27 protein-coding genes are annotated in these 26,631 nt (G+C 42.5%); 13 read left to right on the top strand and 14 right to left on the bottom strand.

Translation table 11 applies throughout. The annotated features are described in order from the left end of the window. Positions 1-15: 15 nt before the first annotated feature. Positions 16-522 (bottom strand): phosphatidylglycerophosphatase A family protein, encoded by a 507-nt coding sequence (locus tag BTO28_RS04795; RefSeq protein ID WP_076764410.1) that lies wholly within the window; start codon positions 520-522, stop codon positions 16-18. Between the two features lie 124 nt (positions 523-646). On the opposite strand from BTO28_RS04795, the gene BTO28_RS04790 reads away from it, so the two are divergent. Then, complete coding sequence (locus tag BTO28_RS04790; RefSeq protein WP_076764409.1) at positions 647-1,627, top strand: 2-hydroxyacid dehydrogenase; 981 nt, start codon at positions 647-649, stop codon at positions 1,625-1,627. Between the two features lie 41 nt (positions 1,628-1,668). Here the strand turns inward: BTO28_RS04790 and BTO28_RS04785 are convergent, their stop codons facing one another. Then, on the bottom strand, positions 1,669-1,905 hold the full coding sequence (locus tag BTO28_RS04785) for a NifU family protein (protein WP_076764408.1): 237 nt from the start codon (positions 1,903-1,905) through the stop codon (positions 1,669-1,671). Positions 1,906-2,209: 304 nt separating this feature from the next. On the opposite strand from BTO28_RS04785, the gene BTO28_RS04780 reads away from it, so the two are divergent. Further along, positions 2,210-3,607, top strand: coding sequence for an NAD-dependent succinate-semialdehyde dehydrogenase (locus BTO28_RS04780; protein ID WP_083711312.1), 1,398 nt, complete (start codon positions 2,210-2,212; stop codon positions 3,605-3,607). A gap of 92 nt (positions 3,608-3,699) precedes the next feature. Here the strand turns inward: BTO28_RS04780 and BTO28_RS04775 are convergent, their stop codons facing one another. Further along, positions 3,700-4,767, bottom strand: coding sequence for an NAD(P)/FAD-dependent oxidoreductase (locus BTO28_RS04775; protein ID WP_076764406.1), 1,068 nt, complete (start codon positions 4,765-4,767; stop codon positions 3,700-3,702). A 154-nt stretch (positions 4,768-4,921) separates the two neighbouring features. Here BTO28_RS04775 and BTO28_RS04770 point away from each other — a divergent pair, with 154 nt between their 5' ends. Continuing rightward, entirely contained in the window at positions 4,922-5,161 is a 240-nt protein-coding gene (locus BTO28_RS04770; protein ID WP_076764405.1) for a YuzB family protein, read from the top strand. A gap of 41 nt (positions 5,162-5,202) precedes the next feature. Here the strand turns inward: BTO28_RS04770 and BTO28_RS04765 are convergent, their stop codons facing one another. Continuing rightward, the gene (locus tag BTO28_RS04765) at positions 5,203-5,898 is read right to left on the bottom strand and encodes a DUF2225 domain-containing protein (RefSeq protein ID WP_076764404.1); all 696 of its coding nucleotides are present in this window, start codon (positions 5,896-5,898) and stop codon (positions 5,203-5,205) included. Between the two features lie 167 nt (positions 5,899-6,065). On the opposite strand from BTO28_RS04765, the gene BTO28_RS04760 reads away from it, so the two are divergent. Then, positions 6,066-6,434, top strand: a complete 369-nt coding sequence (locus BTO28_RS04760; RefSeq protein WP_076764403.1) for a HesB/IscA family protein — start codon at positions 6,066-6,068, stop codon at positions 6,432-6,434. Between the two features lie 420 nt (positions 6,435-6,854). Further along, positions 6,855-9,302 (top strand): DUF6359 domain-containing protein, encoded by a 2,448-nt coding sequence (locus tag BTO28_RS04755; protein WP_083711310.1) that lies wholly within the window; start codon positions 6,855-6,857, stop codon positions 9,300-9,302. Positions 9,303-10,451: 1,149 nt separating this feature from the next. Here the strand turns inward: BTO28_RS04755 and BTO28_RS04750 are convergent. Next, positions 10,452-11,429, bottom strand: coding sequence for an NAD(P)/FAD-dependent oxidoreductase (locus BTO28_RS04750; RefSeq protein WP_076764511.1), 978 nt, complete (start codon positions 11,427-11,429; stop codon positions 10,452-10,454). A 186-nt stretch (positions 11,430-11,615) separates the two neighbouring features. Here BTO28_RS04750 and BTO28_RS04745 point away from each other — a divergent pair, with 186 nt between their 5' ends. The 6 genes from BTO28_RS04745 to BTO28_RS04720 all read left to right on the top strand — a co-directional run bounded on the left by BTO28_RS04745 (position 11,616) and on the right by BTO28_RS04720 (position 16,416). Next, positions 11,616-12,833: an NAD(P)/FAD-dependent oxidoreductase gene (locus BTO28_RS04745; protein ID WP_076764510.1), complete on the top strand. Its 1,218-nt coding sequence runs from the start codon at positions 11,616-11,618 to the stop codon at positions 12,831-12,833. 61 nt (positions 12,834-12,894) lie between these two features. Then, entirely contained in the window at positions 12,895-13,374 is a 480-nt protein-coding gene (locus tag BTO28_RS04740) for an NUDIX domain-containing protein (RefSeq protein ID WP_076764401.1), read from the top strand. Between the two features lie 216 nt (positions 13,375-13,590). Then, complete coding sequence (locus BTO28_RS04735; protein WP_076764400.1) at positions 13,591-13,908, top strand: YuiB family protein; 318 nt, start codon at positions 13,591-13,593, stop codon at positions 13,906-13,908. A gap of 158 nt (positions 13,909-14,066) precedes the next feature. Next, on the top strand, positions 14,067-15,524 hold the full coding sequence (locus BTO28_RS04730; protein ID WP_076764399.1) for a leucyl aminopeptidase: 1,458 nt from the start codon (positions 14,067-14,069) through the stop codon (positions 15,522-15,524). Positions 15,525-15,609: 85 nt separating this feature from the next. Beyond that, complete coding sequence (locus BTO28_RS04725; protein WP_076764398.1) at positions 15,610-15,999, top strand: hotdog fold thioesterase; 390 nt, start codon at positions 15,610-15,612, stop codon at positions 15,997-15,999. A gap of 51 nt (positions 16,000-16,050) precedes the next feature. Further along, on the top strand, positions 16,051-16,416 hold the full coding sequence (locus tag BTO28_RS04720; protein WP_076764397.1) for a DUF2188 domain-containing protein: 366 nt from the start codon (positions 16,051-16,053) through the stop codon (positions 16,414-16,416). A 44-nt stretch (positions 16,417-16,460) separates the two neighbouring features. On the opposite strand, the gene mnhG is transcribed toward BTO28_RS04720, so the two are convergent. Genes mnhG through BTO28_RS04685 form a run of 7 tightly spaced genes read right to left on the bottom strand, consistent with a single transcriptional unit; the run spans position 16,461 to position 22,193 of the window. Beyond that, positions 16,461-16,799, bottom strand: a complete 339-nt coding sequence (mnhG, locus tag BTO28_RS04715; RefSeq protein ID WP_076764396.1) for a monovalent cation/H(+) antiporter subunit G — start codon at positions 16,797-16,799, stop codon at positions 16,461-16,463. After that, positions 16,783-17,067 carry a Na(+)/H(+) antiporter subunit F1 gene (locus BTO28_RS04710; RefSeq protein WP_076764395.1) on the bottom strand — a complete coding sequence of 95 codons (285 nt, stop codon included), beginning with the start codon at positions 17,065-17,067 and terminating at the stop codon, positions 16,783-16,785. Before BTO28_RS04710 ends, mnhG begins: the two co-directional genes overlap by 17 nt. Continuing rightward, complete coding sequence (locus BTO28_RS04705; RefSeq protein WP_076764394.1) at positions 17,064-17,543, bottom strand: Na+/H+ antiporter subunit E; 480 nt, start codon at positions 17,541-17,543, stop codon at positions 17,064-17,066. Before BTO28_RS04705 ends, BTO28_RS04710 begins: the two co-directional genes overlap by 4 nt. Before the next feature lie 5 nt (positions 17,544-17,548). Continuing rightward, on the bottom strand, positions 17,549-19,030 hold the full coding sequence (locus tag BTO28_RS04700; protein WP_076764393.1) for a Na+/H+ antiporter subunit D: 1,482 nt from the start codon (positions 19,028-19,030) through the stop codon (positions 17,549-17,551). Next, complete coding sequence (locus BTO28_RS04695) at positions 19,023-19,364, bottom strand: Na(+)/H(+) antiporter subunit C (protein WP_076764392.1); 342 nt, start codon at positions 19,362-19,364, stop codon at positions 19,023-19,025. The genes BTO28_RS04700 and BTO28_RS04695 overlap by 8 nt, the downstream gene beginning before the upstream one ends. Beyond that, a complete protein-coding gene (locus BTO28_RS04690; protein WP_076764391.1) occupies positions 19,364-19,786 on the bottom strand; it encodes a Na(+)/H(+) antiporter subunit B in 423 nt (140 codons plus the stop codon). The genes BTO28_RS04695 and BTO28_RS04690 overlap by 1 nt, the downstream gene beginning before the upstream one ends. After that, on the bottom strand, positions 19,773-22,193 hold the full coding sequence (locus BTO28_RS04685) for a Na+/H+ antiporter subunit A (protein WP_076764390.1): 2,421 nt from the start codon (positions 22,191-22,193) through the stop codon (positions 19,773-19,775). The genes BTO28_RS04690 and BTO28_RS04685 overlap by 14 nt, the downstream gene beginning before the upstream one ends. Before the next feature lie 270 nt (positions 22,194-22,463). Between BTO28_RS04685 and BTO28_RS04680 the strand changes: the two genes are divergently transcribed. Then, entirely contained in the window at positions 22,464-23,021 is a 558-nt protein-coding gene (locus BTO28_RS04680; RefSeq protein ID WP_076764389.1) for a DUF5366 family protein, read from the top strand. Positions 23,022-23,136: 115 nt separating this feature from the next. Here the strand turns inward: BTO28_RS04680 and mtnA are convergent, their stop codons facing one another. Together mtnA and mtnK are read right to left on the bottom strand one after the other, a co-directional pair. Next, complete coding sequence (gene mtnA / locus BTO28_RS04675) at positions 23,137-24,168, bottom strand: S-methyl-5-thioribose-1-phosphate isomerase (RefSeq protein WP_076764388.1); 1,032 nt, start codon at positions 24,166-24,168, stop codon at positions 23,137-23,139. Continuing rightward, entirely contained in the window at positions 24,168-25,334 is a 1,167-nt protein-coding gene (mtnK, locus tag BTO28_RS04670; protein WP_095532646.1) for an S-methyl-5-thioribose kinase, read from the bottom strand. Before mtnK ends, mtnA begins: the two co-directional genes overlap by 1 nt. A gap of 88 nt (positions 25,335-25,422) precedes the next feature. Between mtnK and BTO28_RS04665 the strand changes: the two genes are divergently transcribed. Continuing rightward, positions 25,423-26,616: a pyridoxal phosphate-dependent aminotransferase gene (locus BTO28_RS04665; protein WP_076764386.1), complete on the top strand. Its 1,194-nt coding sequence runs from the start codon at positions 25,423-25,425 to the stop codon at positions 26,614-26,616. Positions 26,617-26,631 lie beyond the last annotated feature (15 nt).

Raw genomic sequence — 26,631 nt, 5'->3', positions numbered from 1 at the left:
GACGGCTCGTTTTTATTATTCCGTATGAGCTGCACGATGAGCCAGACGGCTTGCAGCAGCTGCCGCAATAGCACCAACAATGTCGTCTAAAAACGTGTGTACCTGACCAGTTGATTTGTCATTTAAAAATTGTAAAATGCCAGGCTTTTGTTTATCAATATATCCATAACTCGTAAGGCCGATTGTACCGTACACGTTAATAATCGCGGTGGCAATCGTTTCGTCCAATCCGTATAATCCTTCATCGGTCTTAATAATCGAGAGAAGAGGTTCTTCCAGCATTTCTTTCTCCGCCAGCATATCCAGTTGAATACCGGTGAGGACGGCGTTTTGCACTTCACGTTTTCGCAAAACAGCCTCCACGTGATCGATTGCTTCCTTTAACTCCAGATTTGGATGATACGGCCCTTGCAGGTAAACGACGAGTTCAGCGATGTCTTCCACTTTCACACCGCGTTCCGCAATCCAGCGGCGTGCTGTTTTCTCAGACATGCTCATAACGGGCTTTTTTTCAATTGTCATTGTTCATCACACCTTTTTCAATCATTATATTCATCTACAGAGTTATCATACCCTCATTAATTGTGACATACTCATCTGGAAAATGGTACAATAATAACGGAATAATCAGAAAAGAGGTGCGTGTGTGAGACCATTTGTGTATGTCACAAGAAAAGTACCGGACGAAATCTATGACCGATTGGCTGCGAAGTACGACGTTGAGATGTGGACGGAGTCGGATAAAGCGGTTCCACGCGATATTCTTCTTGAAAAAGCGGCGAAAGCCAATGCATTATTAACTGTTATATCGGACGCGGTTGATGAAGATTTGTTTTCACAAGCTGATCAGTTAAAAGTTGTCGCAAACATGGCAGTTGGTTTTGATAACATCGATCTGGATGCAGCGAGCAGACACGGTGTTTCAATTTGCAATACACCCGATGTATTAACCGATACGACGGCAGATTTAACGTTTGCTCTTCTATTGGCAACAGCACGCCGTGTGACGGAAGCGGCAGAGTTTGTAAAGTATGGACAGTGGACGAGCTGGGCGCCAATGATGCTCGTCGGAACAGACGTCCATCATAAAAAAATCGGCATTGTTGGAATGGGGAAAATAGGGACAGCGGTAGCAAAACGAGCAGCTGGATTTGATATGGAAATTTTGTATCATAATCGGAACCGTCATGAAGTGGCCGAAGAAATGCTGGGCGCGCAATATCGCACGTTTGATGAACTGCTGACAGAAGCTGATTTTGTTGTATGTCTCGCTCCTCTTAATGAAGATACGCGAGGACTTTTTCAGCGGGAGCATTTTCAAAAAATGAAAGATAGTGCGATTTTTATCAATGCAAGCAGGGGACCGATTATAAATGAACAGTCTTTAATTGAAGCTCTCGAGGCAAATGAAATAGCAGCAGCCGGTCTTGACGTATTTGACAAAGAGCCGATTGATGCATCTCACCCTTTTTTAACGATGAAAAACGTTGTAGCACTGCCACACATCGGAAGTGCGTCGACAGAGACACGGATGGCCATGATGGGAACTTGTTGTGATAACATTGAGGCTGTGTTCGAAGACCGTCCGCCGAAAACACTCGTCAATAAAGATGTGCTTCAATATTAAAAAAGAGCTGACCCGATTTTGGATCAGCTCCTTCTTCTTTATTAAAATACTTGCTCAACTTCAACAACACCAGGAACTTCTTCCAACAATGCGCGCTCGATACCAGCTTTTAATGTAATCGTTGAACTAGGGCAGCTGCCGCAAGCTCCGAGCAGACGAAGTTTCACAATCCCGTCTTCAATATCGACGAGTTCGCAGTCGCCGCCGTCACGAAGAAGGAATGGACGTAATTTATCAAGTACTCCTTGTACTTCACCATACATTTCTTGCTCTTGCATATATATCGTCTCCTTTCAATAAATATATTATAATGATTTTAAATTAAAAAATCAATTTAACATTGAAAGAGAATGGAAATGAGAAAGGAAATGATAGCTTTTAGTATGGAATAAATTTGCGTCAGCTATGTGAACCCGCCGTTTACTTTAGTGAGTTTACAATTAGCCGTTCTCACTTGTGTGTTACTATATTTTCTCACCACAGGATGAAGAATTGAAAATATACTTTGTTTTTCTAGTGTTTGAATGACATCATAATGGGCAAAACAGTAAAAAAGGAGATGTTAGGATGAAAGAATGGAAAATGTACATAAATGGGCAATGGATCAACAATGAGAAGAAAATCGAAGTTGTGAATCCAGCTACGCAGAATGTCATTGCAACAGTGCCTGATGGTGGTACAAATGAAGCGAAACAGGCAGCGGATGCGGCGTATACAGCGTTTAAGAAATGGTCAAAAAAGACTGCAGGTGAAAGGGCGGAACTGTTGATGAAGTGGTTCCGTCTGGTCGATGAAAACAAGGAAGAAATCGGCCGCATTATGACAGAAGAGCAGGGAAAACCGCTAAAAGAAGCAATCGGGGAAGTGAATTATGCAAACAGTTTTATTTCATGGTATGCAGAAGAGGGGAAACGCATATACGGCGAAACAATACCGGCATCCGACCCGAAAAAACGCCTTCTCGTTTTAAGACAGCCAGTCGGAGTTGTCGCGGCGATTACTCCCTGGAATTTTCCAGCAGCAATGATTACACGAAAAGTTGCTCCTGCACTGGCTGCTGGCTGTACAGCCGTTGTAAAGCCGGCTAAAGCAACTCCGCTTACAGCGTTGAAGCTGGTTGAGCTTGCCCACGAGGCGGGAATTCCTGAAGGTGTTTTGAACGTCGTAACAGGAGACTCGAAATCAGTTGCAGGAACTTGGATGGAAGACAGTCGCGTTCGAAAAATTACATTTACCGGTTCCACTGAAATAGGCAAAGTGCTTATGAAACAAGCAGCGAATACGATGAAAAAAGTGTCATTAGAACTTGGTGGACATGCTCCTTTTATTATTACAGCGAATGCAGATATTGAGAAAGCGGCGAAAGGATTGATCGGGTCTAAGTTCAGAAATGCAGGGCAGACGTGTGTGTGCGCAAACCGCGTATATGTGCATGAATCAATTGAAAAAGAATTTACAGAAGCGTTTAAATCGGAAGTGAGAAAACTACAGGTCGGTAATGGATTAAAAGAGGGTGTCGATATCGGTCCATTAATTGACTTGGAAGCTGTAGAAAAAGTGAAGAGTCAGCTGGAAGATGCAAAGCAAAAAGGGGCAATTGTCGAAATGGGCGGTGAGGCAGACGGAAACTTCATTACCCCGGCTGTACTGACGAACGTTACCGACGATATGGTTTGCATGATCGATGAAACATTTGGCCCTCTTGCGCCGATTGCGACATATAAAACCACCGAAGAAGTTATTGAGCGTGCCAACAATACGCCATTTGGACTGGCAGCATACGTATATTCAACAAATATCTCGGAAGCTGTTGAAATTTCCGAAGGACTTGAATACGGAATTGTCGGATTGAACGATGGTCTTCCATCTGTTGCACAGGCTCCTTTCGGCGGTTTCAAAGAAAGCGGCCTTGGACGAGAAGGAGGACATTTCGGAATGGATGAATTTTTAGAAGTGAAATATGTGTCACTCGGGCTATAATGGAAGATGGATGATAGAATAGAAGAATCTCTCCAATCAGGAGAGATTCTTTTTTAAAATAAGAAAGCCGGTATAGCGCCGGCTTTTTTTGGTTATCCATTATGATATTTGTACATCCAGAGGACGCCTGATTTTAAAAATCTCGCAACGCGTCCAGTAATGGCACGGTCTGCAACAAAACCAAAACCTTGTTTTTTGCCAAGTGAGCCAAGAACACCTTTCAGCTTCATTTCCGGCATTTTGTCAGGAAGCGTCTCATTTCGCCATCTTTTTTGGAGAACATCCACGATTTGCTCCGCTTGTTCCTCCGCAAGCTGTGCGCTCGGTGCATGCGGCAAGCTGGCACAGTCGCCGACGACATATACATGTTCATTTCCGGGAACATTATGGTGAGGTGTCAAAACAATGCGTCCAGTTCTGTCTTTTTCGACGTTCATTTCACGAACGACGCGGCTAGGCTGAATGCCGGCTGTCCAGACGATCGCATCCATCGGGTACACATCTTCATGGTTGTATATACGATCCGGTTCCACGCGCGTGATGTTTGCATCACTGACAACATCAACACCGTGATCGGTAAACCATTTTTCTATGTATCGGCTGAGACGCTGCGGGAAGTCTTTCAAAACCCGAGGTCCACGGTCGAACAATTTAATATCAAGATCGGGACGGCTTTCGCGCAATTCACTTGCTAGTTCAATGCCGGAAAGACCGGCACCGACAATGCCTACTTTTGAACCAGCCGGCATGTCGTTTAATGTACGGTATGTTTCGCGCGATTTATGAATCGATTGAATACTGTGAGTATATTCGGCTGCACCCGGTACATTATGGTATTTATCTTCACAGCCCAGTCCGACTACGAGATCATCATATGAAATCGATCCATTCGTTTTTAAAACAACTTCTTTTTTATCTACATCAATCGCTGTAATTTCGTCGTAAATCAATTTTAGTTTTTCATGCTCTGGAAACGGTACCCGTACTTCATGATCGGAAGCGGTTCCAGCAGCGAGGGCATAATACTCCGTTTTCAAACAGTGATAAGGAACTTTGTCAACAAGCGTAATCGTTACATCGTCTGGCAGATGATTCGGCAGAAGTCTGAGCAAAACACGCATATTTCCGTAACCGCCACCGAGCAAAACTAAATTTTTCATATGTAAGATCTCCTTTGTCAATCTATATATGTATGACCGCTTATTCACTTCCGAGTATAACGAAAATGAGATTAATATACAACAGACAGATGGAAACTTCCGGCTTTTTTCAAAAGGAATTTGGTAGTACAATGAAACGGTGAGGTGAACCTAGATTATGAAACCAATTATCGAATTTTGCGTCAGCAATTTAGCAAGCGGATCGCAAAAAGCGTTTGAACAATTAGAGAGTGATTCAAACCTCGATGTGATCGAATACGGGTGTCTCAGCTATTGCACACGCTGTTCGGATTCTCCGTTCGCCCTTGTAAACGGAGAGGTTGTCAGCGGAGCGACTCCGGATGAACTCGTTTCGAATATATATGCATTCCTTGAAGAAACATGGATGTTTTAAACAACAAAAACCGGGCCACACTGCGGGCGCCCGGTTTTTTGTTATGCAGTTTCTTCTTGGTCTTTTTTATTTTCACGCAGCTCATGCCAGCGGTCGCGAGCCATTTCAAGAATCTGTTTTTCAGTGGACTCCCGCTGTTCAATGACTTTTGAAAAAAAGGAGGCAGCTTTGCCATTATTTCCGAGCTTTCGACTTAATTCCCCTAATAAATACAGCACTTTCACTTCCGACATTTTAGCTGCTACATCTTCAGATAAAAAGGCTTCTTCGTATTCACGGAACGCAATGGAAAGAAAACGATCTTCTTCTTTTTTTTGGTCAAGGTCACGGTAAATCCAGGCAGTACGAAGTGCAAGCCCGGCGAGTGTTAAATGCTTTTCTTTTTTTAATACTCCGGAATAAAGGGCGAGCTTATAACTTTTAATCGCTTTAGTTGGCGTTCGTTCTCCGCTGTAATTCTGCTCAATCCAATGTTCAGAAACGGAAGCACGCAAAATATTAGCCGTTCCCGGTGGAAATTGAACTGAAAAATCGTCAGTGAACGAATAACCGCAATGACGGCAGACGTGCACATTATAAAGAAGTGGGTTTATTTGCCCACTTGCATAGAGTGGTTTAAAGTCTGTATCTTGTCCAGCAACTTTCACCATGCTTTTCCGGACTTTTGTCGCAGTAAAGGATTGCTCACATAGCGGGCATTTTATTTCTTTATTGTAAAGTGGAGGGACGTTTGACATGATATAAGCCTCCTGTTTATTTTTTTAAGGTCTTTATGCTTATTATAGTATACAACAGCAACAGGTAAAAGGAATTGAATTTTTTCTGAGGAATTATTCTGAGCGGTTTGGTTGAGGATTTATGGGATAAAACGTATACTAAAAGAAAATGAAAGGAGAGATTTCATTTGTCTGAACAGCAAGTTGTCACAATTACGGAAGCCGCGGCTTTTCAAATAAAAGATATGATGAAACAAAATGAAGAAGAAGGGTCATATTTGCGCGTAGCTGTACACGGCGGTGGATGCAGCGGTCTTTCATACGGAATGGGCTTCACGCCTGAAGCGGAGGAAAACGATATTGAACTGGACCAGCACGGCATCCATATCGTTGTTGCAAAAAACGACGCGCCGATTCTAAATGGAACAGTTGTAGATTATAAACAATCCCTCATGGGCGGAGGCTTTACGATTGAAAATCCGAATGCCATCGCGTCATGCGGCTGCGGTTCATCATTCCGGACAGCGACGGATTCGGGAACACCGGAAAATTGCTAGGTTGAGTTTTAAACGTCTTCTTTACTTTTTGTAAAGAAGACGTTTTTTTGCATAAAAAGAGTCATTCACTCTTCATACCTTTTCTTGTTTTTCAATGTAAGTAAGATAACAGCGGCAGGGATGGCAATGTAGAAAACAATAAAGAACGCAATAATAAATTGGAGCATGACTAAATCATACAAAGAAACCACCTCTTTTTTGTTTTTTTACTAATATAAACAATTCCCGACATTCTAAACGTCCATTTCATAAGTGTATATCCAGCAGAAAATAAAGACAGGGGGATGTGACAATCTTCCTGTTTTATTGTTTGTTAATATTTTTTTAATATTCTGTAAAAATCCATTTTCAAAATTAAAAGTAACGTACAATGAGTATGATTTGGATAAGAACGTTAATTATTCGAAAGGGGATCGTTGGATGAAAAAAATGGGACAAGTTTTTGCAGCATGTATTTTCATGATAGGTGCACTTACTCCGTTTAGCCATTCTGCAAATGCAGCGGCTATTACTGTAGGAGATGCGATCACAAATAACAGCGGGACAGCTACAGTAGAGGGGTACATTGTCGGCTACACCCTTTCAAAAGACAGCTATACGACTGAACATGACCGTTTTCAAACGACAAATATTGCAATAGCCGATTCCGTTCTTGAAACCGATCCGGCAAACATTATGCCCATCCAGTTAACGCCATCTGTTCGACCGGGTATTAATTTAGTTGAAAATCCCGATAATATCGGAAAAAAAGTGCGTATTACAGGATCGCTTGAAGCGTATTTTGGGGAGCCAGGCTTGAAAAATCCTGAATCTGTTATGCTGATTGACAGCATAGAGCCGGAAGCACCAGTCGAAGCACTTGACATTCATGATATACAAGGGGCAGGCCACATTTCATCCTACAACAATGTGCATGTTAAAAATGTAGAAGGCGTCGTGACACACGTTGTAGACAGGAACAATTTTTACATGCAAAGCATTGAACCGGATGATAATGATGACACGTCAGAAGGAATCCTCGTCTACAAAAAATCACATGGTAGGCAAAAAGGCGACCTTCTTAGCGTAAATGGAATCGTAAAAGAATGGGTACTAGCGGGCTATTCAGAAAAATTACAGACTGATCTGCCGGTAACGGAAATTAACGCAGACACCATTGTGATAAAAGAATCCGGTCATGTGCTGCCAGCAGCAGTCGTTATAAACAAAGATCGTTTGATCCCGACTGAGGTAATAGACAATGACCAATTTCGTCATTTTGATCCTGAGGAAGATGGTATTGATTTCTTTGAAAGCCTGGAAGGGATGCTTGTTCAAGTGAACAATCCGAAGGTCATCGCGCCCCAAAAGTATGGTGAAGTCGTTGTTTTGCCGGAAAATGCGGAAACGAACACAAGAGCAGGCGGCCTCCGTATATCTGCGGAAGATTATAATCCGGAGCGTCTTCATCTAGACTTGAATGATGAATATTTTGTTGCAAAAACAGGCGACTATTTTGCCGGTAATGTGACTGGTGTTGTGAGCTACGGCTATAGTAATTATAAAATGCTGGTCGAAGATGTACCGGCGCTTGTAGAAGGTGGATTAAAACCTGAAGAAACAATGTTACACTCGACAAAAGATGGATTGACGATTGCTTCTTATAACCTGGAAAATTACTCAGCTGCCTCATCCAATGATAAAACGAACCGTCTTGCAGCGGGGATAGTCAATAGCATGAAGTCACCGGATATTATTGCTGTTACCGAAGTGCAGGATAACGATGGTCCGGTAGATTCAGGCACGACCGATGCGGCTCAAAGTGCGGCGAAATTGATCACAGCAATGGAAGCACTTGGTGGTCCTGCCTACGTGTACACAGATGTTGCGCCTGAAGATAAAATGGACGGCGGACAGCCTGGCGGTAACATTCGTGTCGGCTTCCTATATAATCCCGGTCGTGTACAGCTGGCAGAAGGAATGAAGGGAAAGGCAACAGAATCAGCAGAATTTGTAAATGGCAGATTAACACTGAACCCAGGCCGCATAGATCCGGAAAATACAGCGTTTGAAGACAGCCGAAAACCGGTGGCTGCGCAGTTTATATTTAATGAGGAAAGAGTCATTGTTGTTGCAAACCACTTTAATTCAAAAGGCGGAGACCAGCCGCTGTTCGGTAAAAATCAGCCACTGGTAGCAAGCAGTGAAATTCAGCGCAAGAATATGGCTGCGGTTGTAAATGGTTTTGTAAAAAAAGTAAAGGCGTCAGATCCAGATGCAAATGTTGTTCTTGCCGGCGATTTCAATGACTTTGAATTTACCGAATCACTCTCGGTTTTAAAAGGATCAGAGTTGACGAATATGATTGACCGTGTTCCAGCAGAAGAGAGGTTTACGTATTCTTATCAAGGCAACTCACAGGTGCTTGATCACATTTTAGTGACGAATAACATGGCGGAAATGACGGAAGTGGATATTGTTCATACAAACTCATCGTTTATGGACGAACATGGACGCGCCAGTGACCACGATCCAATTGTTATCCGGACCACATTCGCTGCGGATGAAAATATTCAGTACATTGAAGGGAAGAAGAAGGAAAAGAAGCTAATTGTCGCAAAACCGGGGATTCATCTAGACATCGATAAAGATGCGCGATTCCGTGACGGGATCGTTGTAAAACATTCCGCCACGCTGCAAGGAGAAGGATTAAAATATAATGTTGTTATTATTTCAACGCCGCAACGTGGCCAGGTCATCGATTTCCGTGGTGCGGAAGTGAAAGAAGTCCGGCTTGATACAAAACGAAAAGTAGAGTTCATTGGCGCAGAGAACGTGAAAAAGTGGACAAATTCAAAAGCAAAGAAAACAAAAAAGCCTGCTTCATAAAAACCATAAATGAAAACCGTTCGGAGAGACGAACGGTTCAGAGTGTAGACAAAAGAGGCTGTCATGTCCCAGCCTCTTTTTTAAGTTCTATTAATCATCCATTGAAATTGTTATTTAAAAAAACCTATTCATAATGTCACTGACGAACCAAAGTAAAAGCAAGCTGATGACCAATAAAAAGTTCAATAAAGCGAGTAATCATTGTCTAGTGACTAAACTGAGTAAGACCCCTATAAAGCCGAATAAGACGGTAAAGTGATATATATCTTTTGATGTGGTCAAATGGATGATTAAAAAAAGAGCTGCGATAACGAGACAAGCCAGGTTTATAGTTGTGACACTCTTTTTTCTCATAAAAACACCTCCATCCTATTTCTTGCAAAACGTACTAGCTTACAGATAAAGTATTCACAAGCGCATTATCGCAGCTGCATTTGTACATGCCCCTGCTTTTATAACACAAATCAACGAAATCGACTATACCTGCATCTTTCAACGTAACATACTGATTGACAGTCTGTTGAAATTCAACAACCGTCAGTTTTTTTCCTATCTGCTTTCTTTACTCATTCTGTTCGTTTTTTGGCGCTCACGCCGTTTTGGAGGAATTCTTGTTTTGACATCTCCCTTTGAACGGATTCGGTAGATTCGGCAAAACTTCTATTTGGCATAATAATACAAAACAAGACTAAAAAAATCAGAAAAAGATTTTTATGCTTATATTCATTATTTTTCCTCTTTTTTTACATTTTAACATGGGGATTTTGAAGAAATGTGCAGTCTATTTTACTTGTTTTAAAAGATAGTTTATAAGAGATAACGGTTTATCATTGTTTCCTGAGGATATAGGATGTATTTCGATGAGGGAATGTAGAACTTCTCTGCGAACGCTTTAAAACCAAGGAGGGTAAAAGGAGATAGAACCAAATGAGACAGTTCTCTTTATATTCTTAAACTAGGTGAATGGGATGGATATGAACAGACACAAAAGGATCCGTCTTTTTGGGGGCAAAAAAAAGAGATGAAGAAATAGGGTATCATCATCTCTATCCAAAATGACTATAATAATTTCAATAAATTTATATTGTGAAACCACATCTTGCCTAGGCGCATTTCTTGAAAAAACCCCTCTTACCCTCCTTAAATGACTTAAAACAGGGAAGAACTATGCAGCGGCTGTACTTTTGCAGAAGGATCAATATATGATTTTGCGTTATTTACAGCAGTTGGCGCTTCTCCGAAACCAGTCGCTATAAGTTTTACTTTTCCGTCATATGTAGCAACATCACCTGCTGCGTACACACCTTCTATGTTCGTTTCCATTCTTGTATTAACAGTGATTTGATTTTTCTCAATCTGAAGCCCCCAGTTTTTCATCGGACCAAGTGACGAGATAAAACCGTAATTCACAATTAAATCATCAATTTCGAGCAATTCATTTCGCTCACCTTTTACTTCTTCTAAACTGAGTGTTACTCCATCAAAAGAAACAGGTATAAACGGTGTGGCAACACGCACGTTTGATTCCATCAGCTGTTCCACGCTATGTTCATGTGCCCGGAATTTATCCCGTCGGTGAATAATCGTCACTTCTTTTGCAACCGGTTCAAGCATCAATGCCCAGTCGACAGCTGAGTCTCCTCCACCAAGAACGGCGACACGGCGCCCGGCAAATTTATTTAAATCCGTCACAAAGTAATGGACATTTGGCAAATTTTCCGTACCGTCAAGTTCAAGACGGCGCGGCTGGAATGCCCCGTTCCCAGCGGTAATAATAACCGCTTTTGTAAAATGCTCTCCTTTAGTTGTCGCAAGACGAATGACGCCATCTGCCTGTTTTTCAAGAACTTCTACCGATTCCTCAAGACAAAGTTCAACCGGGAATCGGTTCATTTGCTCCACTAACCGGTCGACTAGCTCTTGAGCCCTTACTGCTGGGAAAGCTGCCACGTCGTAAATAAATTTTTCGGGATATAGTGCTGACAATTGTCCACCCGGCTGCGGCAAACTTTCAATAATTTTAACGGAAGCACCGCGCATTCCAGCGTAAAATGCGGCAAATAACCCGGTTGGACCGGCGCCGATAATCGTAATATCTGTCAAAAAAATCCCCTCCTTATTTCCTATAATACAAAATTTTTCATCATTCGTCCTATTTGAAAATCGATAAAATAACTTGAAAAAAGAAGATAAACCGTCTATGATAAGACTAGTTATGAACATTATGAACATTTTGTGTAAAAGTAAAACGTATTTTTTTATAATGATTAGTGAAGAATTTCACAAACTTTAATGAGGTGGATGAAGATGACAGTGAGAAAGCCGAAAATTGTAGTATTGGGCGCCGGTTATGGCGGTCTCGTTACCGTAACACGTCTACAAAAAGCGTTATCAGTTGACGAAGCAAATATTGTGCTTGTAAACAAAAATGATTACCACTACGAAACAACATGGCTTCACGAAGCGTCTGCAGGCACAATGCATCATGATCGGGTGCGCTATGATGTGGACGCTGTAATCAACCGCAGCAAAGTGGAATTTATCCGCGCAGAAGTTCAAGATATTAAACCTGATGAAAAGAAAGTGATTTTGGATACAGGGGAAGTCAATTATGATTACCTCGTTGTTGCTCTTGGCGGCGAATCTGAGACATTTGGCATCGAAGGGCTAAAAGAACACGCGTTTACAATTTCAAATGTAAACACAGCGCGTCAGCTTCGTGATCATATTGAATTCCAATTCGCTACATATGCAAACGAAGAAGAGAAAAAAGAAGAGCGCTTGACTTTTGTTGTCGGCGGCGCCGGCTTTACTGGCATTGAGTTTCTTGGTGAACTTGCAAACCGGGTTCCTGAGCTTTGCAAAGAGTACGACATCGACTATTCAAAAGTTCGGATTTACTGTGTAGAAGCAGCACCAATGGTTCTACCAGGTTTCGATCCTGAACTTGTGAAATATGCGGTGGCGCAGCTTGAGAAAAAAGGTGTCGAATTTAAAATCGGTACACCGATTAAAGGCGCAACAGCGGAAGGAATCATCGTCGCAAAAGGTGAGGATGATACGGAAGAAATTAAAGCAGGCACGGTCGTGTGGGCTGCTGGTGTCCGTGGAAGCAGCATCATAGAAAAATCAGGAATTGAAAACATGCGTGCACGCGTAAAGGTGAATCCTGATCTTCGTGCGCCAAACCAAGAAGATATTTTTGTTATCGGTGACTGCTCACTAATTATTAACGAAGAAATTAATCGTCCATACCCGCCGACAGCTCAAATTGCTATGCAGCAAGGTGAAACTTGTGCCCGCAATATTGTGAAGCTTGTAAAAGGAGAAAGTGATCTCGAAACATTCACACCTCACCTTAAAGGAACCGTTTGCTCACTTGGCGACGACGATGCCATTGGTGTTGTATTCGACAAGAAGCTCACGGGTACTAAAGCATCCTTTATGAAGAAAATGGTTGATAACCGTGCACTCTTCTTGATTGGCGGTCCATCTCTAGTGTTGAAAAAAGGTAAATTCAACATACTTTAATGTATATGTCGGCTCCGGATTTTTATTCGGGGCTTTTTTATTTTTAGAAAGGAAGGATTACATGAAAAGGGGTAAAGTCTGGTTAGCAGCGGCGGGGGTCGTTATCGACAGCAAAGGGCGCTGGCTTGTTGTGAAAAAAGCGTATGGTGGTTTAAAAGGTCAATGGTCGCTGCCGGCCGGTTTTGTCGATGAGGGGGAGCGGGTGGATGAAGCAGCCGTACGCGAAGTAAAAGAAGAAACAAATATTGATGCGGGAGTGTGTGGTGTGGTCGGCATTCGAACAGGCGTCATTCGGGATGATGTGAGCGATACGATGATTATTTTTCATATGGATCTGAATGAGGAAAAAGAACCGTTACCAAACAAAAGCGAACTGTTTGATGCCCGTTGGATGTCAGTTGATGAACTGGCGGAAAGCCCGGATACATCGGTGCTGCTGCGAAGCATTGTAAAGCTGTTTGAAACAGCGGGTCTTGGATGCATAGAAGTCCCTGATCCTGGTCCGCAGTTCGGCTACACATCATACCGTTTCTTTATTTAACATATTGTCATATAAAGTTATAAAAATAAGAGGAAATGGTTATATTAAGGAAGAAAAATTATTTTCGTCTTTGTTTTGAAAAGATTGAAAATACTTTTGCAAAGCACCGACTGCGGTTCCCCCTCGCAGTCGGTGTTTTTTGTCACATTTTCGCTCATTGACCTTTCAGCGGTCGTTCAGTAAACTAAACGTAATGAGTTTAGGGGGAATTGCTTCATGCATATAGCAACTGTACTCGTGTCGTCACTGCTCTTTTTTGTTCTTTTTTTCGGCATCGGGTTTATCTTAAACATGCTGCTTCGTATGACATGGATTATGGCGTTTATTTATCCGCTTGTTACGATTGCCATTGTCGATGGAATTAGCTCGTTTGATTACATATTTAAGACTGGTGAATCATTTCGTATTCTTGGAGATCGGTTCGCTGGACTCCAGCCGGTAGACATTACGATTTTGTTATGTGGCTTTCTCGGCGCAGTAGTAAGCGGATTCGTCATGCGGCTTCTGCGGGCAAAAGGATACCAAATGTTCTAAAATTAACCTTCAGGGATACCTGTGGGTTATTTTTATTTTAAGCCCAATTAGAAGCTTCGTGACCAAAGATACACCGGCACCTTGGGAAATGAATACAGACTTTGCTCAAAATTCCCCCCCGTATGTCTCCGTTGTATAATGACATTGAGGTGATAACATTGTTTACAATAAAAAAAGGATCGTTTACTGAATCACATTCAGACACTTTAATTGTAGGGATTTTTGATAAACCTTTGAAATTTGAAGGCGTTTTAAACGGACTGGATAAGTCATTTCAAAACCGCCTTACGGATCTTGTAAAAGAAGGAGATCTTTCAGCGAAAAAAAGTCGAGTGGCTGTTATCCCGACGCTTGGATATATTCCAGCGAAGCGTATCGTGTTTATCGGACTTGGAAAAGAAAAAGATGTCGATTTTCATTCAATTCATGAAGCGGTCAAAAAAGCAGCGGCCCAAACCAAAGAATGCAGCTTAGAATCAGTTAGTCTGGCGCTTGATTCGTTCATAACGGAAAACGTGACAGCATCAGAGGCCGCAGAAGCCATATTTGAAGCGTTTTTTTTGGCGCGCTTTCAGTTTACAGGCTACCGTACGCCAGGGAATGAACCGGAGAAAATGTTGAAATCGATTGATGTTTGGACAGAAGCGGATGAGATGGAAGTGAAAGCAGCATGTGAAGTCGGAAAAGCAATGGCTGACGGGACGAATACGGCAAGAAAGCTCACGGCCACCCCTTCAAATATGATGACCGCATCTGATCTCGCTGACCATGCCATGAATCTGGCCAATCGATACGGGTTTGAAATAGAGGTTTTAGAGAGGGCTGATATGGAAAAAATCGGGATGGGTGCATTTCTTGCCGTCGCACAAGGGTCTGTTGAACCGCCGAAAATGATTACCCTGAAATATAATCCAAAAGACGTCTGGGATGATGTACTAACGTTTGTTGGGAAAGGTGTCACATTCGATACAGGTGGTTATTCTATAAAATCAAAAGACGGAATTGTCGGAATGAAAACAGATATGGCAGGGGCGGCAGCTGTGCTTGGTGCTATGGAAATAATAGGCGAGCTTCAACCTGATCAGCCCGTTATGGCGGTAATCGCGGCAACGGATAACGTAATAAGCGGTCATGCGTTTAAGCCTGATGACGTTATCACATCCCTTTCAGGAAAAACAATAGAAGTGAAAAACACCGATGCAGAAGGGCGGCTTGTCCTAGCGGATGCCATTACATACGCAAAACAGCAGCGTGCCGGCCGAATTGTCGATGTGGCCACATTGACAGGCGGTGTCATTATTGCGCTTGGCAAGGATAAAACCGGGGCGCTGACAAATAATGAGCCGTTTTTTGAACAGGTGCTTGAAGCATCTCATGAAGCAGGAGAGTTTATCTGGCAGCTGCCGCTTACAGAATTTGATAAAGAGCGTATACGGAAAAGTGACGTCGCCGATTTGAACAATTCACCAGGACGAGAGGGCCATGCCATTATGGGAGGCGGCTTTATCGGCGAGTTTGCGGAAAACACCCCTTGGGTGCATCTTGATATTGCAGGTAGTGCAGAAATGTCCCCTGGTGTCATGACACGAACACTGGCGATTCTTGCTTTATCTTAAAAACATTGCGCACGCTCACAATACGTCCCACCTCACTATGCATGGTTGAGATTAAGCGCGTTATTTTAAAAGGGGGAAATAGGTTATGGACATCAATACAAAAGGAACACTAGTCGAAGCACTAGGGATGGAAATCATTGAAATAAAAGAAGGGCGTGTCGTGATGACAATGCCAGTGGATGAACGGACACATCAGCCGCTGGGCTACTTGCATGGCGGCGCATCAGTTGCACTCGCCGAATCGGCTGCCAGTATCGGTGCAGCTGCACTTATTGATAACGAAACAGAACTGTGTTTCGGATTAGAAATAAACGCGAATCATATTAAATCAAAACGGGATGGGATCGTGACAGCAACCGCAGAAATCGAGCATCGCGGCCGGACTACAATGGTTTGGACCATTAAAATCACGGATGAAGATGGGGCGCTTATCTGCCTGTCGCGCTGTACGGTGGCTGTTGTAAAGAAAAAATAACGTTTACCAAACAGCCAGCGGGGAACATTCTTGATAAGGGAGGGATTATTAATGCCATGGAGTAAAAATGATTATCCTGATTCAATGAAAAATCTATCGGATCCTGTCCGTGAAAAAACGATAGAAATTGCAAACGCGCTGCTCGAAGATGGTTACGAAGAGGGGCGATCAATTGCCATTGCCATTGATCGGGCACGAAGTTCAGCTGGGAAAGAAGAGTCAGGAAGGCCTCATTATGAAGTAAAGGCTAAGAATGAACGTTGGGGATTGATGAAAAAAAATGGAGAACGGAATATTCTTTCAGGAGAAACGAAGAAGGACGTTTTAACGCGCGCAAAAGAGTATGTGAATAACCATGAGGGCGTGTTAACAGTTTACAAAGAAAACGGAGAAAAAGAAGAAACGTTATATGAATGAAAAAAGGTGTCAGGTTAATGGTCTTTCCTGACACCTTTTTCTTGTTACTTTTTGTTTTTTAAATCATCGCGGACACTTTTATCCCACATTTTCACGCCGGAGTTGTAAGCAGCGCGGCTGATTAAGTGGCCGGCCACAGGTGCGGTAATGAAAAAGAAGGCGATACCAAGCAGAAGGCGGGAGCTGAATAAATCATGCTCCACAAGGAAATAGACAAATGTACCGAGCATAATGCACATTACGCCTAGTGTAGCACTCTTAGAAGCCGCGTGATTTCGTGTATAAACGTCAGGAAGGCGGATGACACCGAATGCCGCTACGAGACTGAAAAATGCGCCTGCAAGCAAAAGAAGCACGATCAACACATCACTGATCACGGTCATATTCGATAATCTCCCCTTTCTCTAAAAACTTTGCAAATGCAACAGTACCAAGAAAGGCCATTATGCCGATAAGCAAAATGATATCTAAAAAGTTGCTTGTCTTAAGGATCATTGATAATACTGCTGCAATAGAGACGAGATTAACCCCCATCGCATCAAGTGCGACGACCCGATCAGGCGTTGTAGGCCCTTTTACTAGCCGGTAAACGAGTCCTAGCATGGCGATGGCCAGCAGGACTAGTGTAAGTTTTAAAACGAGATCAATCATCCGCGGCTCACCTCCATGATCGCTTTTTCAAATGAATTTTTAATACTGTCAACTGCTTCAGATACTTCTCCGATGTCGATTGCATGAATGTATAATATTTTATTATCATCAGATACATCAACGACTAGTGTACCAGGTGTTAATGTAATTAAGTTCGACAGCAGCGTCACTTCCCAATCTGATTTCAACTCGGTTTCCAATGCGAAAATTCCCGGACGCATATTGAGTTTTGGGCGGAGAACTAGTTTTAAGACATCAATATTTGCTTTGATCAGTTCTACTAAAAATAAAAAGAATAAGTAGATGACCGCCCAGACCCGGTGCATATAAAAGCGGTGAGTAAAAAAGCGGCGCATGCCAAACATCACAATTAAACCAAGCAAGTATCCAATAATAAACGTCTGTGCGTTAAAAGATACTTGCAAAAACATCCAGAGAAACGCCAGAAACACATTTAATAATATTTGAAAGGCCATACCATCTACTCCTTTAACACGGCATCGATGTAAATTTCCGGATGAATAAGAACATCAACAGCATGCATCACATAAGGATATACGAATTCTGTTCCAACGCCATACAAAACAGAAAGCAAGACGAGCACTACAACTGGAATGAATAAAGATCCAGTCCGCTTTTTTACATCCGGCAATGGTGTTTCAGTTGTTTTCCAGAATGCACCCATAAACAAATTAACAACTGAATACAGGACAGCCAAACTTGAAAGCAGCACGACAATCGCGCCAACATATTCACCTTCAGCAAATCCGGAACGGACAATTAATAACTTTCCTGTAAATCCTGACAATGGCGGAATTCCGGCTAACGCAAACGAAGCGAGTAAAAATGTCCAGCCGAGGGCAGGATACTGAAGGATCAAGCCACCCATTTTATTTAGATTTGACGTACCGGCAATGTAAATTATAATTCCACCGAGCAGGAATAGCGCTGCTTTAATAATCATATCGTGAATAAGATAAAATACGGTGCCTGCGAGCGATTCATCAGTCATTGTTGCAATACCAAACAATAAAACACCGACCGCAATAATAATATTGTAGATTAGTATTTGCTTCACATCGCGATATGCTAGAGCCCCAATTACACCGGCAACAATTGTAAGGAGGGCAAGCAGCGATAGGATGTCATGTGTAAATGGCTGGTCGTGATAAAAGAACAGCGTATACGTCCGTAAAATTGCATAAATCCCGACTTTCGTCAGTAGTGATCCGAACAAAGCGAGTATTGGTGCAGGTGGTGCTGAATACGAACCTGGAAGCCAGAAATAAAGAGGAAAAATCGCTCCTTTCAAACCGAACACGATTAAAAATAGTACAGCGAGAACAGTAATAATTGGCTCACTGCCTATTTCGGATATTCGAGCCGAAATGTGAGCCATGTTTAGAGAACCTGTCACTGAATACAAAAAACCAACGGCCATTACAAAAATCGCAGATGAAATGACATTGACGAGAATATATTTTATCGACTCACGCAACTGGATTTTTGTACCGCCAATTACAATCAGGACGTAAGACGACATAAGCATAATTTCGAAAAAGACGAACAAGTTGAAAATGTCACCTGTCGTAAACGATCCATTTACACCGAGCAGCAAAAACTGCACGATTGGGTAATAGTAAAATCTTTCCCGCCCGTTTCCTATCGAGCGAAATGAATAAAGAATGACGCATAATGTAATAACCGATGCTGTTAAAACTAATAAAACGCTAAGCATATCTGAGACAAGGGTAATGCCGAATGGAGCCGGCCAGCTTCCCATATCCACCGTTTGAATACCGTCCGATTTCACTTTAGCCATGATCATTATTGATGAAATGATCGTGGCAATCGAGGCAATGACAGACACTATACGTTGAGCATAAATACTTTTAGCCAAAAAGATTAATATAATCGCAGCAACGAGAGGGATGAGAATCGGCAAAATAGGTAAATTAATCATCTGCTTCACTTCCTCTCAATTGATCCATATTGTCCGTGCCTAGGTCTTGATATGCGCGGTAGGCAATGACAAGAAAGATTGCTGTGACACCAAAGCTGATAACAATCGCTGTTAAAATAAGCGCCTGTGGAATCGGATCAGTATAGGATGCCGCATGTTCTCCTAGAACGGGTACAGTACCTGTCTTCAATCCGCCCATAGTTAGCAGCATTAAATGTGTGCCATGGCTTAGAAGCCCGGTTCCAATAATGATTCGGAGCAAGCTTTTTGAAAGCATTAAATACACCGCCGCTGCAAAAAGCATTCCAGCAACTATACACATTAAAATTTCCATTATTCACTCTCTCCAATCGTTTGAATAATGGTCATGGTTACACCAATGACTACCAAATACACACCGAGGTCAAAGAGCATCGCGGTGTGAAGTGATGTTTTGCCGAAAAGCGGCAGTTGAAAATAATCGTATGCATGTGTAAAAAAGGGTACATTAAACAGTACGGATCCGGCTGCAGTTCCGGTAGCAAAAAGCAACCCAAGACTGATCAGCCATTTATAATCAACTGGCAATATTTTTTTTACTGTTTTCAAATCAAACGCGAGCAATAAGAGCACAATTGCACCTGACGTTAGCAATCCTCCAACAAATCCCCCGCCAGGATAATAATGTCCGGCAAAGAAAATGCGGACGGCGAAAAAAATAATCATGAAGAAGACGACTTTAGCAACAGTTTGAAAAATAACATCATTTGTTTTCATTTACGCTGTCGTCTCCTTTCTCAAGGCGAAGTTTAATTAACGCATAAATCCCGAGTGCTGCCACAGATAGTACCGCTATTTCAAACAACGTATCAAACCCGCGGAAGTCGACGAGAATGACATTGACCATGTTTTCTCCGCCAGCTTTTTTATAGGTGTTTTCAATGTAGTACTCATTTATGGACGAAAATAATTTTGTACTGTGAGCAGTAATTCCAATCAGTGTAACGGTAATTCCCACCCCGGCCGCAATTAGCGCATTCCCAATCTGAAAGCTCATCTTTTCTTCATGACGGGACAATTTCGGCAAGTGGTAGAAGCAAAGCAGGAACAATGCTGTCGATACCGTTTCAATAACCAGCTGTGTTAGCGCTAAGTCAGGTGCCCGGAAAATGACGAAAAAAAGCGAGACGCTGTAGCCAACAGCACCAAGTGAAATAATCGACGTCAATCGCGATTTAGCCATCAGAATTGTTGCCGTAGCAACACAAAGTACAACTAGCAATCCAATTTCATAATAACCAATTGGTGACGTATTCGATGCATCATACCGAAACGCATCTTTCGCCCACAAGGTAAATCCGAGCAGTGCAATGAAAAACGCGAAAATATAAACGAGATAGCTTCGAATAAAACCGGACATATAGGATTTTGTAATTGAATTTGAGCCTCGTTCCACTGTATATAAAGAGGCATCATATAGATTGTTAAGTGTGACTTTTCCCGGGAAATAATTGTACAAACCGACCCATTTCGGCAAAAACGTATACAGGATGATCCCGACTAATACAACGGCAATGGTCATCAACAATTCCGCGGTGATGCCGTGCCAAAAATAAATATTTACATCAAGTTGTTCACCAGATGGAATAATGGACGGTACGATTGCCGCCGCTGCTGGTTGGATCAAGCTGTACGAAAGCAAGTTTGGAAATAAACCGAACACGATCACCAGCACAGCTAGTATAATAGGTGAAACCAGCATCCCGGCAGGTGCTTCATGTGGTTTTTTCTCCAACTTTTCCGGCTGGAATTTTCCGGTGAAAACGGTAAAGACAATGATCATACTGTAAATAAACGTGAACACGCTGCCGATCCAGGCGAGAACCGGGAAGAAAATCCCCCACGTTTCAAGATTGAATAAGTTTAATTCACTCAACTGAACCATTGATAAAAAAAACATTTCTTTACTCAAAAATCCATTAAAAGGTGGAAGGCCGGCCATTGAAAATGCACCGATAACAGAAAGAGTAAATGTAACAGGCATTAAACTCATTAACCCGCCGAGACGGCGAATGTCACGTGTTCCTGTTTCATGATCGATAATGCCAACGACCATAAAGAGGCTTCCTTTAAATGTAGCATGATTAATTAAATGGAAGATGGCAGCAATAACAGCTGCTGTGTACAAATTATCGTCGAGTGAATCAAAATAAAGAGCTGCGGATCCAGCGCCGAGAAGCCCCATAATTAAACCAAGTTGACTGACAGTTGAATAGGCAAGGATTCCTTTTAAATCAGTCTGTTTTACGGCATTAAACGACGCCCATATCATTGTGAATAAACCAACAGCACTGACAATCCAGAACCAGTAGCTGGAAAACGCGAAAATCGGACTGAATCGGGCAACAAGATAAATACCTGCTTTCACCATTGTAGCGGAATGCAAGTACGCGCTCACTGGAGTAGGAGCTTCCATCGCATCAGGCAGCCAAATGTAAAATGGGAATTGTGCCGATTTTGTAAAGGCACCGAGCAAAATTAGAATCATCGCCAATAAAAAAAGAGGGTGATGATATAAATCCGGTGCCTGAACAGCAAGTTCACGAATGCTAAACGTCCCGCCCATAATGGAAAGAACAAGAAAACCGCCTAGCATCATCAATCCGCCAAAAACGGTAATAAGCATGGATTTTAATGCGCCGTACCGGGAACGATCGCGGTCAAACCAGTATGCGATCAACAGAAATGACGAAATAGAGGTCAACTCCCAGAACATATACAGCGTAATGACGTTGTCTGATAAAACGACCCCGAGCATAGCTCCCATAAACATGAGCAAATAAACATAAAAATGCTGTAAGCTTTCTTTCGTTTTTGACAAATAGTAAATGGAGTAAAGTACAACAAGTGACCCGATTCCGGTAATGAGAAGAATAAACAGCAGGCTGAGGCCATCTATATACACAGAGAAATCGATACCCAGAGATGGAATCCAGGCCGCCGAATGTGTAATAGAGTTATTATTCATCGTTACAGGAAGATATTGAAGAAATGAGACAAACAGGACAACCGGCAGGATCAAAACGAACCAGCCCGTATGTATGGTTGCTGCTTTCTTTCTGAAGAAAGGCACGAATATGGCCAATATAAAAGGAGCGAGAATGGCCCAGTGAACCAGCGACAATGAAATCCCCCCTAAAGAAATGCTTTTTAAAATTATAGCGCAAAAAAAATGATTGTGCATTTTATAATTTTCGGTCTGTCTGAAAACTAGTACACTCATAATAAATATGAAGAAATACGGATGATTTAGGGTAAAAAACTTTTTTTCGATAATCGTGAATTTGCCAAAAATAGTGTCTTATTTCCAAAAAATATTGAAAATCTCTTGTCATCTTAAGTCTCCTCTTGCATAATGAACATTGACTGACTCTGACAGGGGAGAATCATTTTAATGAAAAATTCTTATTTAACCGGATATATGCCGCTCTTAGCCATTTTGCTTTTCAGTCTTTCGCTCGCGATTTACGCACAGACACTAGTCGTCGATTTGCTGAAAAAAGCAAATTTATATACCGGAATGCTCGATTTCTTTACAAAAACGGAAATGAACCTTGTTGTGATCGGCGGCCTTATGGTTGTATTCACAATGATCTTCGCTACGCTGAAGCTGTTAGCAAATACAGCGAATGAACTGGCTCTTCTTTTCTTTTCAAAAGATACAGAAGGCGAATTGTTGAAAAAAGCACGGTTTGGCGCTGTTATTTTTTTCATCGGTGGTCTCATTTCACTAATCAGCTTTTCATCAGCTGCCGGCATAATCATTATTTTCCTAGTGACGGCAATGGCCTACATTGTCTATTTCGTATACAAAATAAGTCCGCACATCACAACGCCGCAAATGATTGGAATCATTGTATTTGAAGCACTATTCTGGATTTTCTTTGGACTGCTGCTTGCGCTTATTTTAATGAAACTATATAACGGTATCCTAGCATCATTACCATTGTAAAAAACAACGGTCTCCAACTAGCGGAGGCCGTTTTCCTGTTTAGTAGAAAGTAGAATACCTTGGTGAGCAGATTACAAGAAAAAAGCCCCGCTGGCTCTTCGGGGCTTCATTCCATTTAATTAAACAGCTTTGCAATTGCTGCAGCATCCGGTTTAATTACGCCTTTTTCTGTGACAATGCCAGTGATCAGTTCAGCAGGAGCTACATCAAACGCCGGATTGAATACGCTGACGCCATCAGGTGCTACCTTTAATCCGTTCACATGAGTAATTTCAGCGGGATCACGTTCCTCAATTGGAATCGCGTCACCATTCGGTGTATCTAAGTCAAACGTTGACAGTGGGGCTGCAATGTAAAAAGGAATACCGAATGACTTTGCAAGAACAGCAAGTCCAAACGTACCGATTTTGTTAGCGGAATCCCCATTAGCAGCGATCCGGTCCGCACCGGTAATGACGGCTGATATGTGTTTCGTCTTCATTGTGTGGGCTGCCATGTTGTCTGTTATAAGCGTGACATCCACACCAGCCTGCATTAGTTCCCATGTTGTCAAACGGGCTCCTTGAAATACAGGGCGGGTTTCACATGCAAAGACAGACAAATCAATGCCGCGTTCTTTTGCTAAAAAGAAAGGGGCAAGTGCCGTGCCATATTTTGCTGTTGCGATCGAACCAGCGTTGCAAATCGTCATGATCCGGTCGCCGTCTTGAAACAATTCGAGTGCGTGTTCGCCAATTGAACGGCATACTTCTGCATCTTCCGCTTGAATGGCCAGCGCTTCAGCCAGAACGGCTTCACGCAATGCTTTAGTAGAATTTGTTTTGATAATAACATCATTCATCCGATTCAGCGCCCAAAAAAGATTTACGGCAGTTGGACGCGACTGTGATAAATAGCCGCTGTCCATTAGTACAAGCTCCTTCAGTTCATCAATGTCATTCGTTTTGTGGTGAAGCGCCGATAATGCGACGCCGAATGCCGCGGCAATGCCAATCGCAGGCGCGCCACGCACCGCTAGTGATTTAATGGCCTCAAATACAGAAGCTACTGACTCAAGGGTCATATACTCTGTCACATGAGGCAATTTTCGTTGATCTAAGAGCAAAATCGTATCATTCTCCCATTTAACTGACTGTGGGATATTCATTACAATCCCTCCTTAAATGCCTCAACAAGCTCATCCGCAGTTGAAAACTGACGACGTTCTTTCACAAAACGTGCCCCAATCGACAACGATCTTCGCTTCGCCTCGAGGCGTGTCTCTGTATCTGCTATTCCATCTAAATCTTTTACGTGTGCAAGACCGATCGTCCGGCGAATCATTTCGAGACCCATAAAACCGGTTGCCTGTTCAAAAATATCAGCAAGAAGCCATTTAAGGTAGCCTTCTGTTCTTGCAAATGCTTCTTTATTATCTTCTTTCCATAACCGTGTAAATTCACGATTAAACACGTCCCATACGGTTGCAATATGTGCATAAACCGGCTCGCGGCGTGATTCAGGACGCGATAAGGCATTCATAAACAGGTTCGCAGTAAAGTGTGCGATATCAAAGCCGAACGGACCATAAAACGCAAACTCCGGATCAATTACTTTCGTTTCTCTTGCACTTGCAAAAATACTGCCCGTATGGAGATCGCCGTGCAAAAGTGCATCACCTGACGTTAAGAATAACCGCTTTAACTGTGCTGCATGAAGCTTTAACGCTGTATCCTGCCATATTTTTTCTACATCTGAGCGCAAGCCTTCTTCAAAATCATTCGTATCAGCGTCAAAAAAAGGATCTGTGAACACCAGCCCTTCCGTAATATCGCATAGTTCCGGATTGCAGAATGTATTTTGCAATTTTTTCTTTTCCTGAGGCCCCATAGCAAAATCAGATGTCGAGTAGAGTGTCCGAGCGATAAATTCCCCGGTATGCTCAGCGATCAAGGGATAATCCTCGCCGTTAATCAACCCTGTACGGGCAATTTCTAAATGAGATAAGTCTTCCATAATCGTAATTGCTAAATCCTTATCTGAATAGTAGACTTTAGGAGTATAGTCAGGTGCATATTTCCCTTGAAGACGGAGTGCACGGTTTTCGATATCAGCCCGTTCCAATGTAAGCGGCCAGCTTTCGCCAACGACTTTGGCATATGGAAGTGCCTGTTTCACAATGACACTTTTTTCTTTACCTATTATATGAAACACGTAGTTTAAGTTTCCGTCACCAATCTCCTGGCAGGAAAGTGATTCCGATTGAGCGAATAAGCCAAGCTTTTTTACAAGGGAAACAGCTGATTCAGTCGTTAAAGATTCATATGAAGACATGGTCATCCCTCCGAATATATTTACAATTTGACTAATACAATATATATTTATGTCTGAAAATGCAAGAAAATTTTAAGTAGGTGCATAAATGATTTATTTCAATCAATCAACCTTATTAAATACATTGCCAAAGCAGTTTTTTGCTGCTTTGACTAAAAAAGCGGCACAGTATATAAATGCTGGACACGATGTGATCAATCTTGGGCAGGGTAATCCAGATCAGCCGACACCCCAACATATCGTGGATTCATTAAAAGAAGCAGCGGACCAGCCAGCTTTTCATCGTTACCCGCCGTTTCAGGGACAGCTGTTTTTAAAAGAGGCAGCGGCACAGTTTTACAAGCGTGAATACGATGTAGATCTGGACCCGGAAACGGAAATCGCCATTCTTTTTGGCGGTAAAGCAGGGCTGGTTGAACTCCCAATGTGTTTAATGGACGCTGGTGACTACATGTTGGTCCCAGACCCAGGCTATCCGGATTACTGGTCGGGTGCCGCGATGGCGGGGGCGCTGATGGACTATATGCCGCTTACCGTAGAAAATCACTTCCTGCCTGATTATGATGCCATTGAAAAAGAACGGCTCGATCGGGCAAAATTAATGCTCTTAAACTACCCGAATAACCCAACGGGAGCGCAGGCGAACAGCGCATTTTTTGAACAAACAGTTGAACTTGCGAAAAAACACAACATTTGTATCGTTCACGATTTTGCATATGGCGGTGTCGGTTTTGATGGACATAAGCCGCCTAGCTTTTTACAAGCGGAAGGTGCAAAAGAGATAGGTGTTGAAGTTTACACATTATCCAAAACATACAATATGGCCGGATGGCGTGTCGGATTTGTTGCGGGGAACAAAAGTGTTATTTCTGCGATTAATTTGCTGCAGGATCATCTGTATGTGAGCCTGTTTAGTGCGGTACAACAAGCAGCCGCTGTTGCTTTAACAGGCCCGCAAGATTGTGTGCAGGAGTTGTCTGCGATGTATGAACGCCGGCGGAATGTATTTATTGACGCATGCAAGAAAATCGGATGGAATGTGACCGCACCGGCTGGTTCTTTTTTTGCCTGGCTTCCAGTACCAGCGCCATACACATCCGTTGAATTTTCCGATATGCTTTTGGAGAAAGCACATGTGGTGGCGGCGCCAGGAATCGGTTTTGGCACATATGGTGAAGGGTACGTACGCGTTGGTTTGTTAACCGATGAGCATCGACTGGTGGAAGCCGTTGAGCGGATTGGAAGACTTGGCCTGTTCATTGACAAAAACATAAAAAAGTGACATAATCCCACTAAA

The sequence above is a fragment of the Domibacillus epiphyticus genome (assembly GCF_001975785.1).
Lineage (GTDB): Bacteria > Bacillota > Bacilli > Bacillales > Domibacillaceae > Domibacillus > Domibacillus epiphyticus.
The sequence above is the reverse complement of the archived record's forward strand: the minus strand, read 5'-3'. Positions and strand labels throughout refer to the sequence as shown.

Excerpts from the sequence above, each read along its gene's own strand:
- BTO28_RS04680 (WP_076764389.1), top strand. The coding sequence starts at position 22,464 with ATGAAAAATTCTTATTTAACCGGATATATGCCGCTCTTAGCCATTTTG.
- BTO28_RS04735 (WP_076764400.1), top strand. The coding sequence starts at position 13,591 with ATGCATATAGCAACTGTACTCGTGTCGTCACTGCTCTTTTTTGTTCTT.
- BTO28_RS04695 (WP_076764392.1), bottom strand. The coding sequence starts at position 19,364 with ATGGAAATTTTAATGTGTATAGTTGCTGGAATGCTTTTTGCAGCGGCG.
- BTO28_RS04780 (WP_083711312.1), top strand. The coding sequence starts at position 2,210 with ATGTACATAAATGGGCAATGGATCAACAATGAGAAGAAAATCGAAGTT.
- BTO28_RS04725 (WP_076764398.1), top strand. The coding sequence starts at position 15,610 with ATGGACATCAATACAAAAGGAACACTAGTCGAAGCACTAGGGATGGAA.
- BTO28_RS04755 (WP_083711310.1), top strand. The coding sequence starts at position 6,855 with ATGAAAAAAATGGGACAAGTTTTTGCAGCATGTATTTTCATGATAGGT.
- mnhG (WP_076764396.1), bottom strand. The coding sequence starts at position 16,799 with ATGACCGTGATCAGTGATGTGTTGATCGTGCTTCTTTTGCTTGCAGGC.
- BTO28_RS04665 (WP_076764386.1), top strand. The coding sequence starts at position 25,423 with ATGATTTATTTCAATCAATCAACCTTATTAAATACATTGCCAAAGCAG.
- BTO28_RS04765 (WP_076764404.1), bottom strand. The coding sequence starts at position 5,898 with ATGTCAAACGTCCCTCCACTTTACAATAAAGAAATAAAATGCCCGCTA.
- BTO28_RS04690 (WP_076764391.1), bottom strand. The coding sequence starts at position 19,786 with ATGAAAACAAATGATGTTATTTTTCAAACTGTTGCTAAAGTCGTCTTC.
- BTO28_RS04705 (WP_076764394.1), bottom strand. The coding sequence starts at position 17,543 with ATGGCCTTTCAAATATTATTAAATGTGTTTCTGGCGTTTCTCTGGATG.
- mtnK (WP_095532646.1), bottom strand. The coding sequence starts at position 25,334 with ATGTCTTCATATGAATCTTTAACGACTGAATCAGCTGTTTCCCTTGTA.
- BTO28_RS04785 (WP_076764408.1), bottom strand. The coding sequence starts at position 1,905 with ATGCAAGAGCAAGAAATGTATGGTGAAGTACAAGGAGTACTTGATAAA.
- BTO28_RS04775 (WP_076764406.1), bottom strand. The coding sequence starts at position 4,767 with ATGAAAAATTTAGTTTTGCTCGGTGGCGGTTACGGAAATATGCGTGTT.
- BTO28_RS04795 (WP_076764410.1), bottom strand. The coding sequence starts at position 522 with ATGACAATTGAAAAAAAGCCCGTTATGAGCATGTCTGAGAAAACAGCA.
- BTO28_RS04720 (WP_076764397.1), top strand. The coding sequence starts at position 16,051 with ATGCCATGGAGTAAAAATGATTATCCTGATTCAATGAAAAATCTATCG.
- BTO28_RS04740 (WP_076764401.1), top strand. The coding sequence starts at position 12,895 with ATGAAAAGGGGTAAAGTCTGGTTAGCAGCGGCGGGGGTCGTTATCGAC.
- mtnA (WP_076764388.1), bottom strand. The coding sequence starts at position 24,168 with ATGAATATCCCACAGTCAGTTAAATGGGAGAATGATACGATTTTGCTC.
- BTO28_RS04710 (WP_076764395.1), bottom strand. The coding sequence starts at position 17,067 with ATGATTGATCTCGTTTTAAAACTTACACTAGTCCTGCTGGCCATCGCC.
- BTO28_RS04700 (WP_076764393.1), bottom strand. The coding sequence starts at position 19,030 with ATGATTAATTTACCTATTTTGCCGATTCTCATCCCTCTCGTTGCTGCG.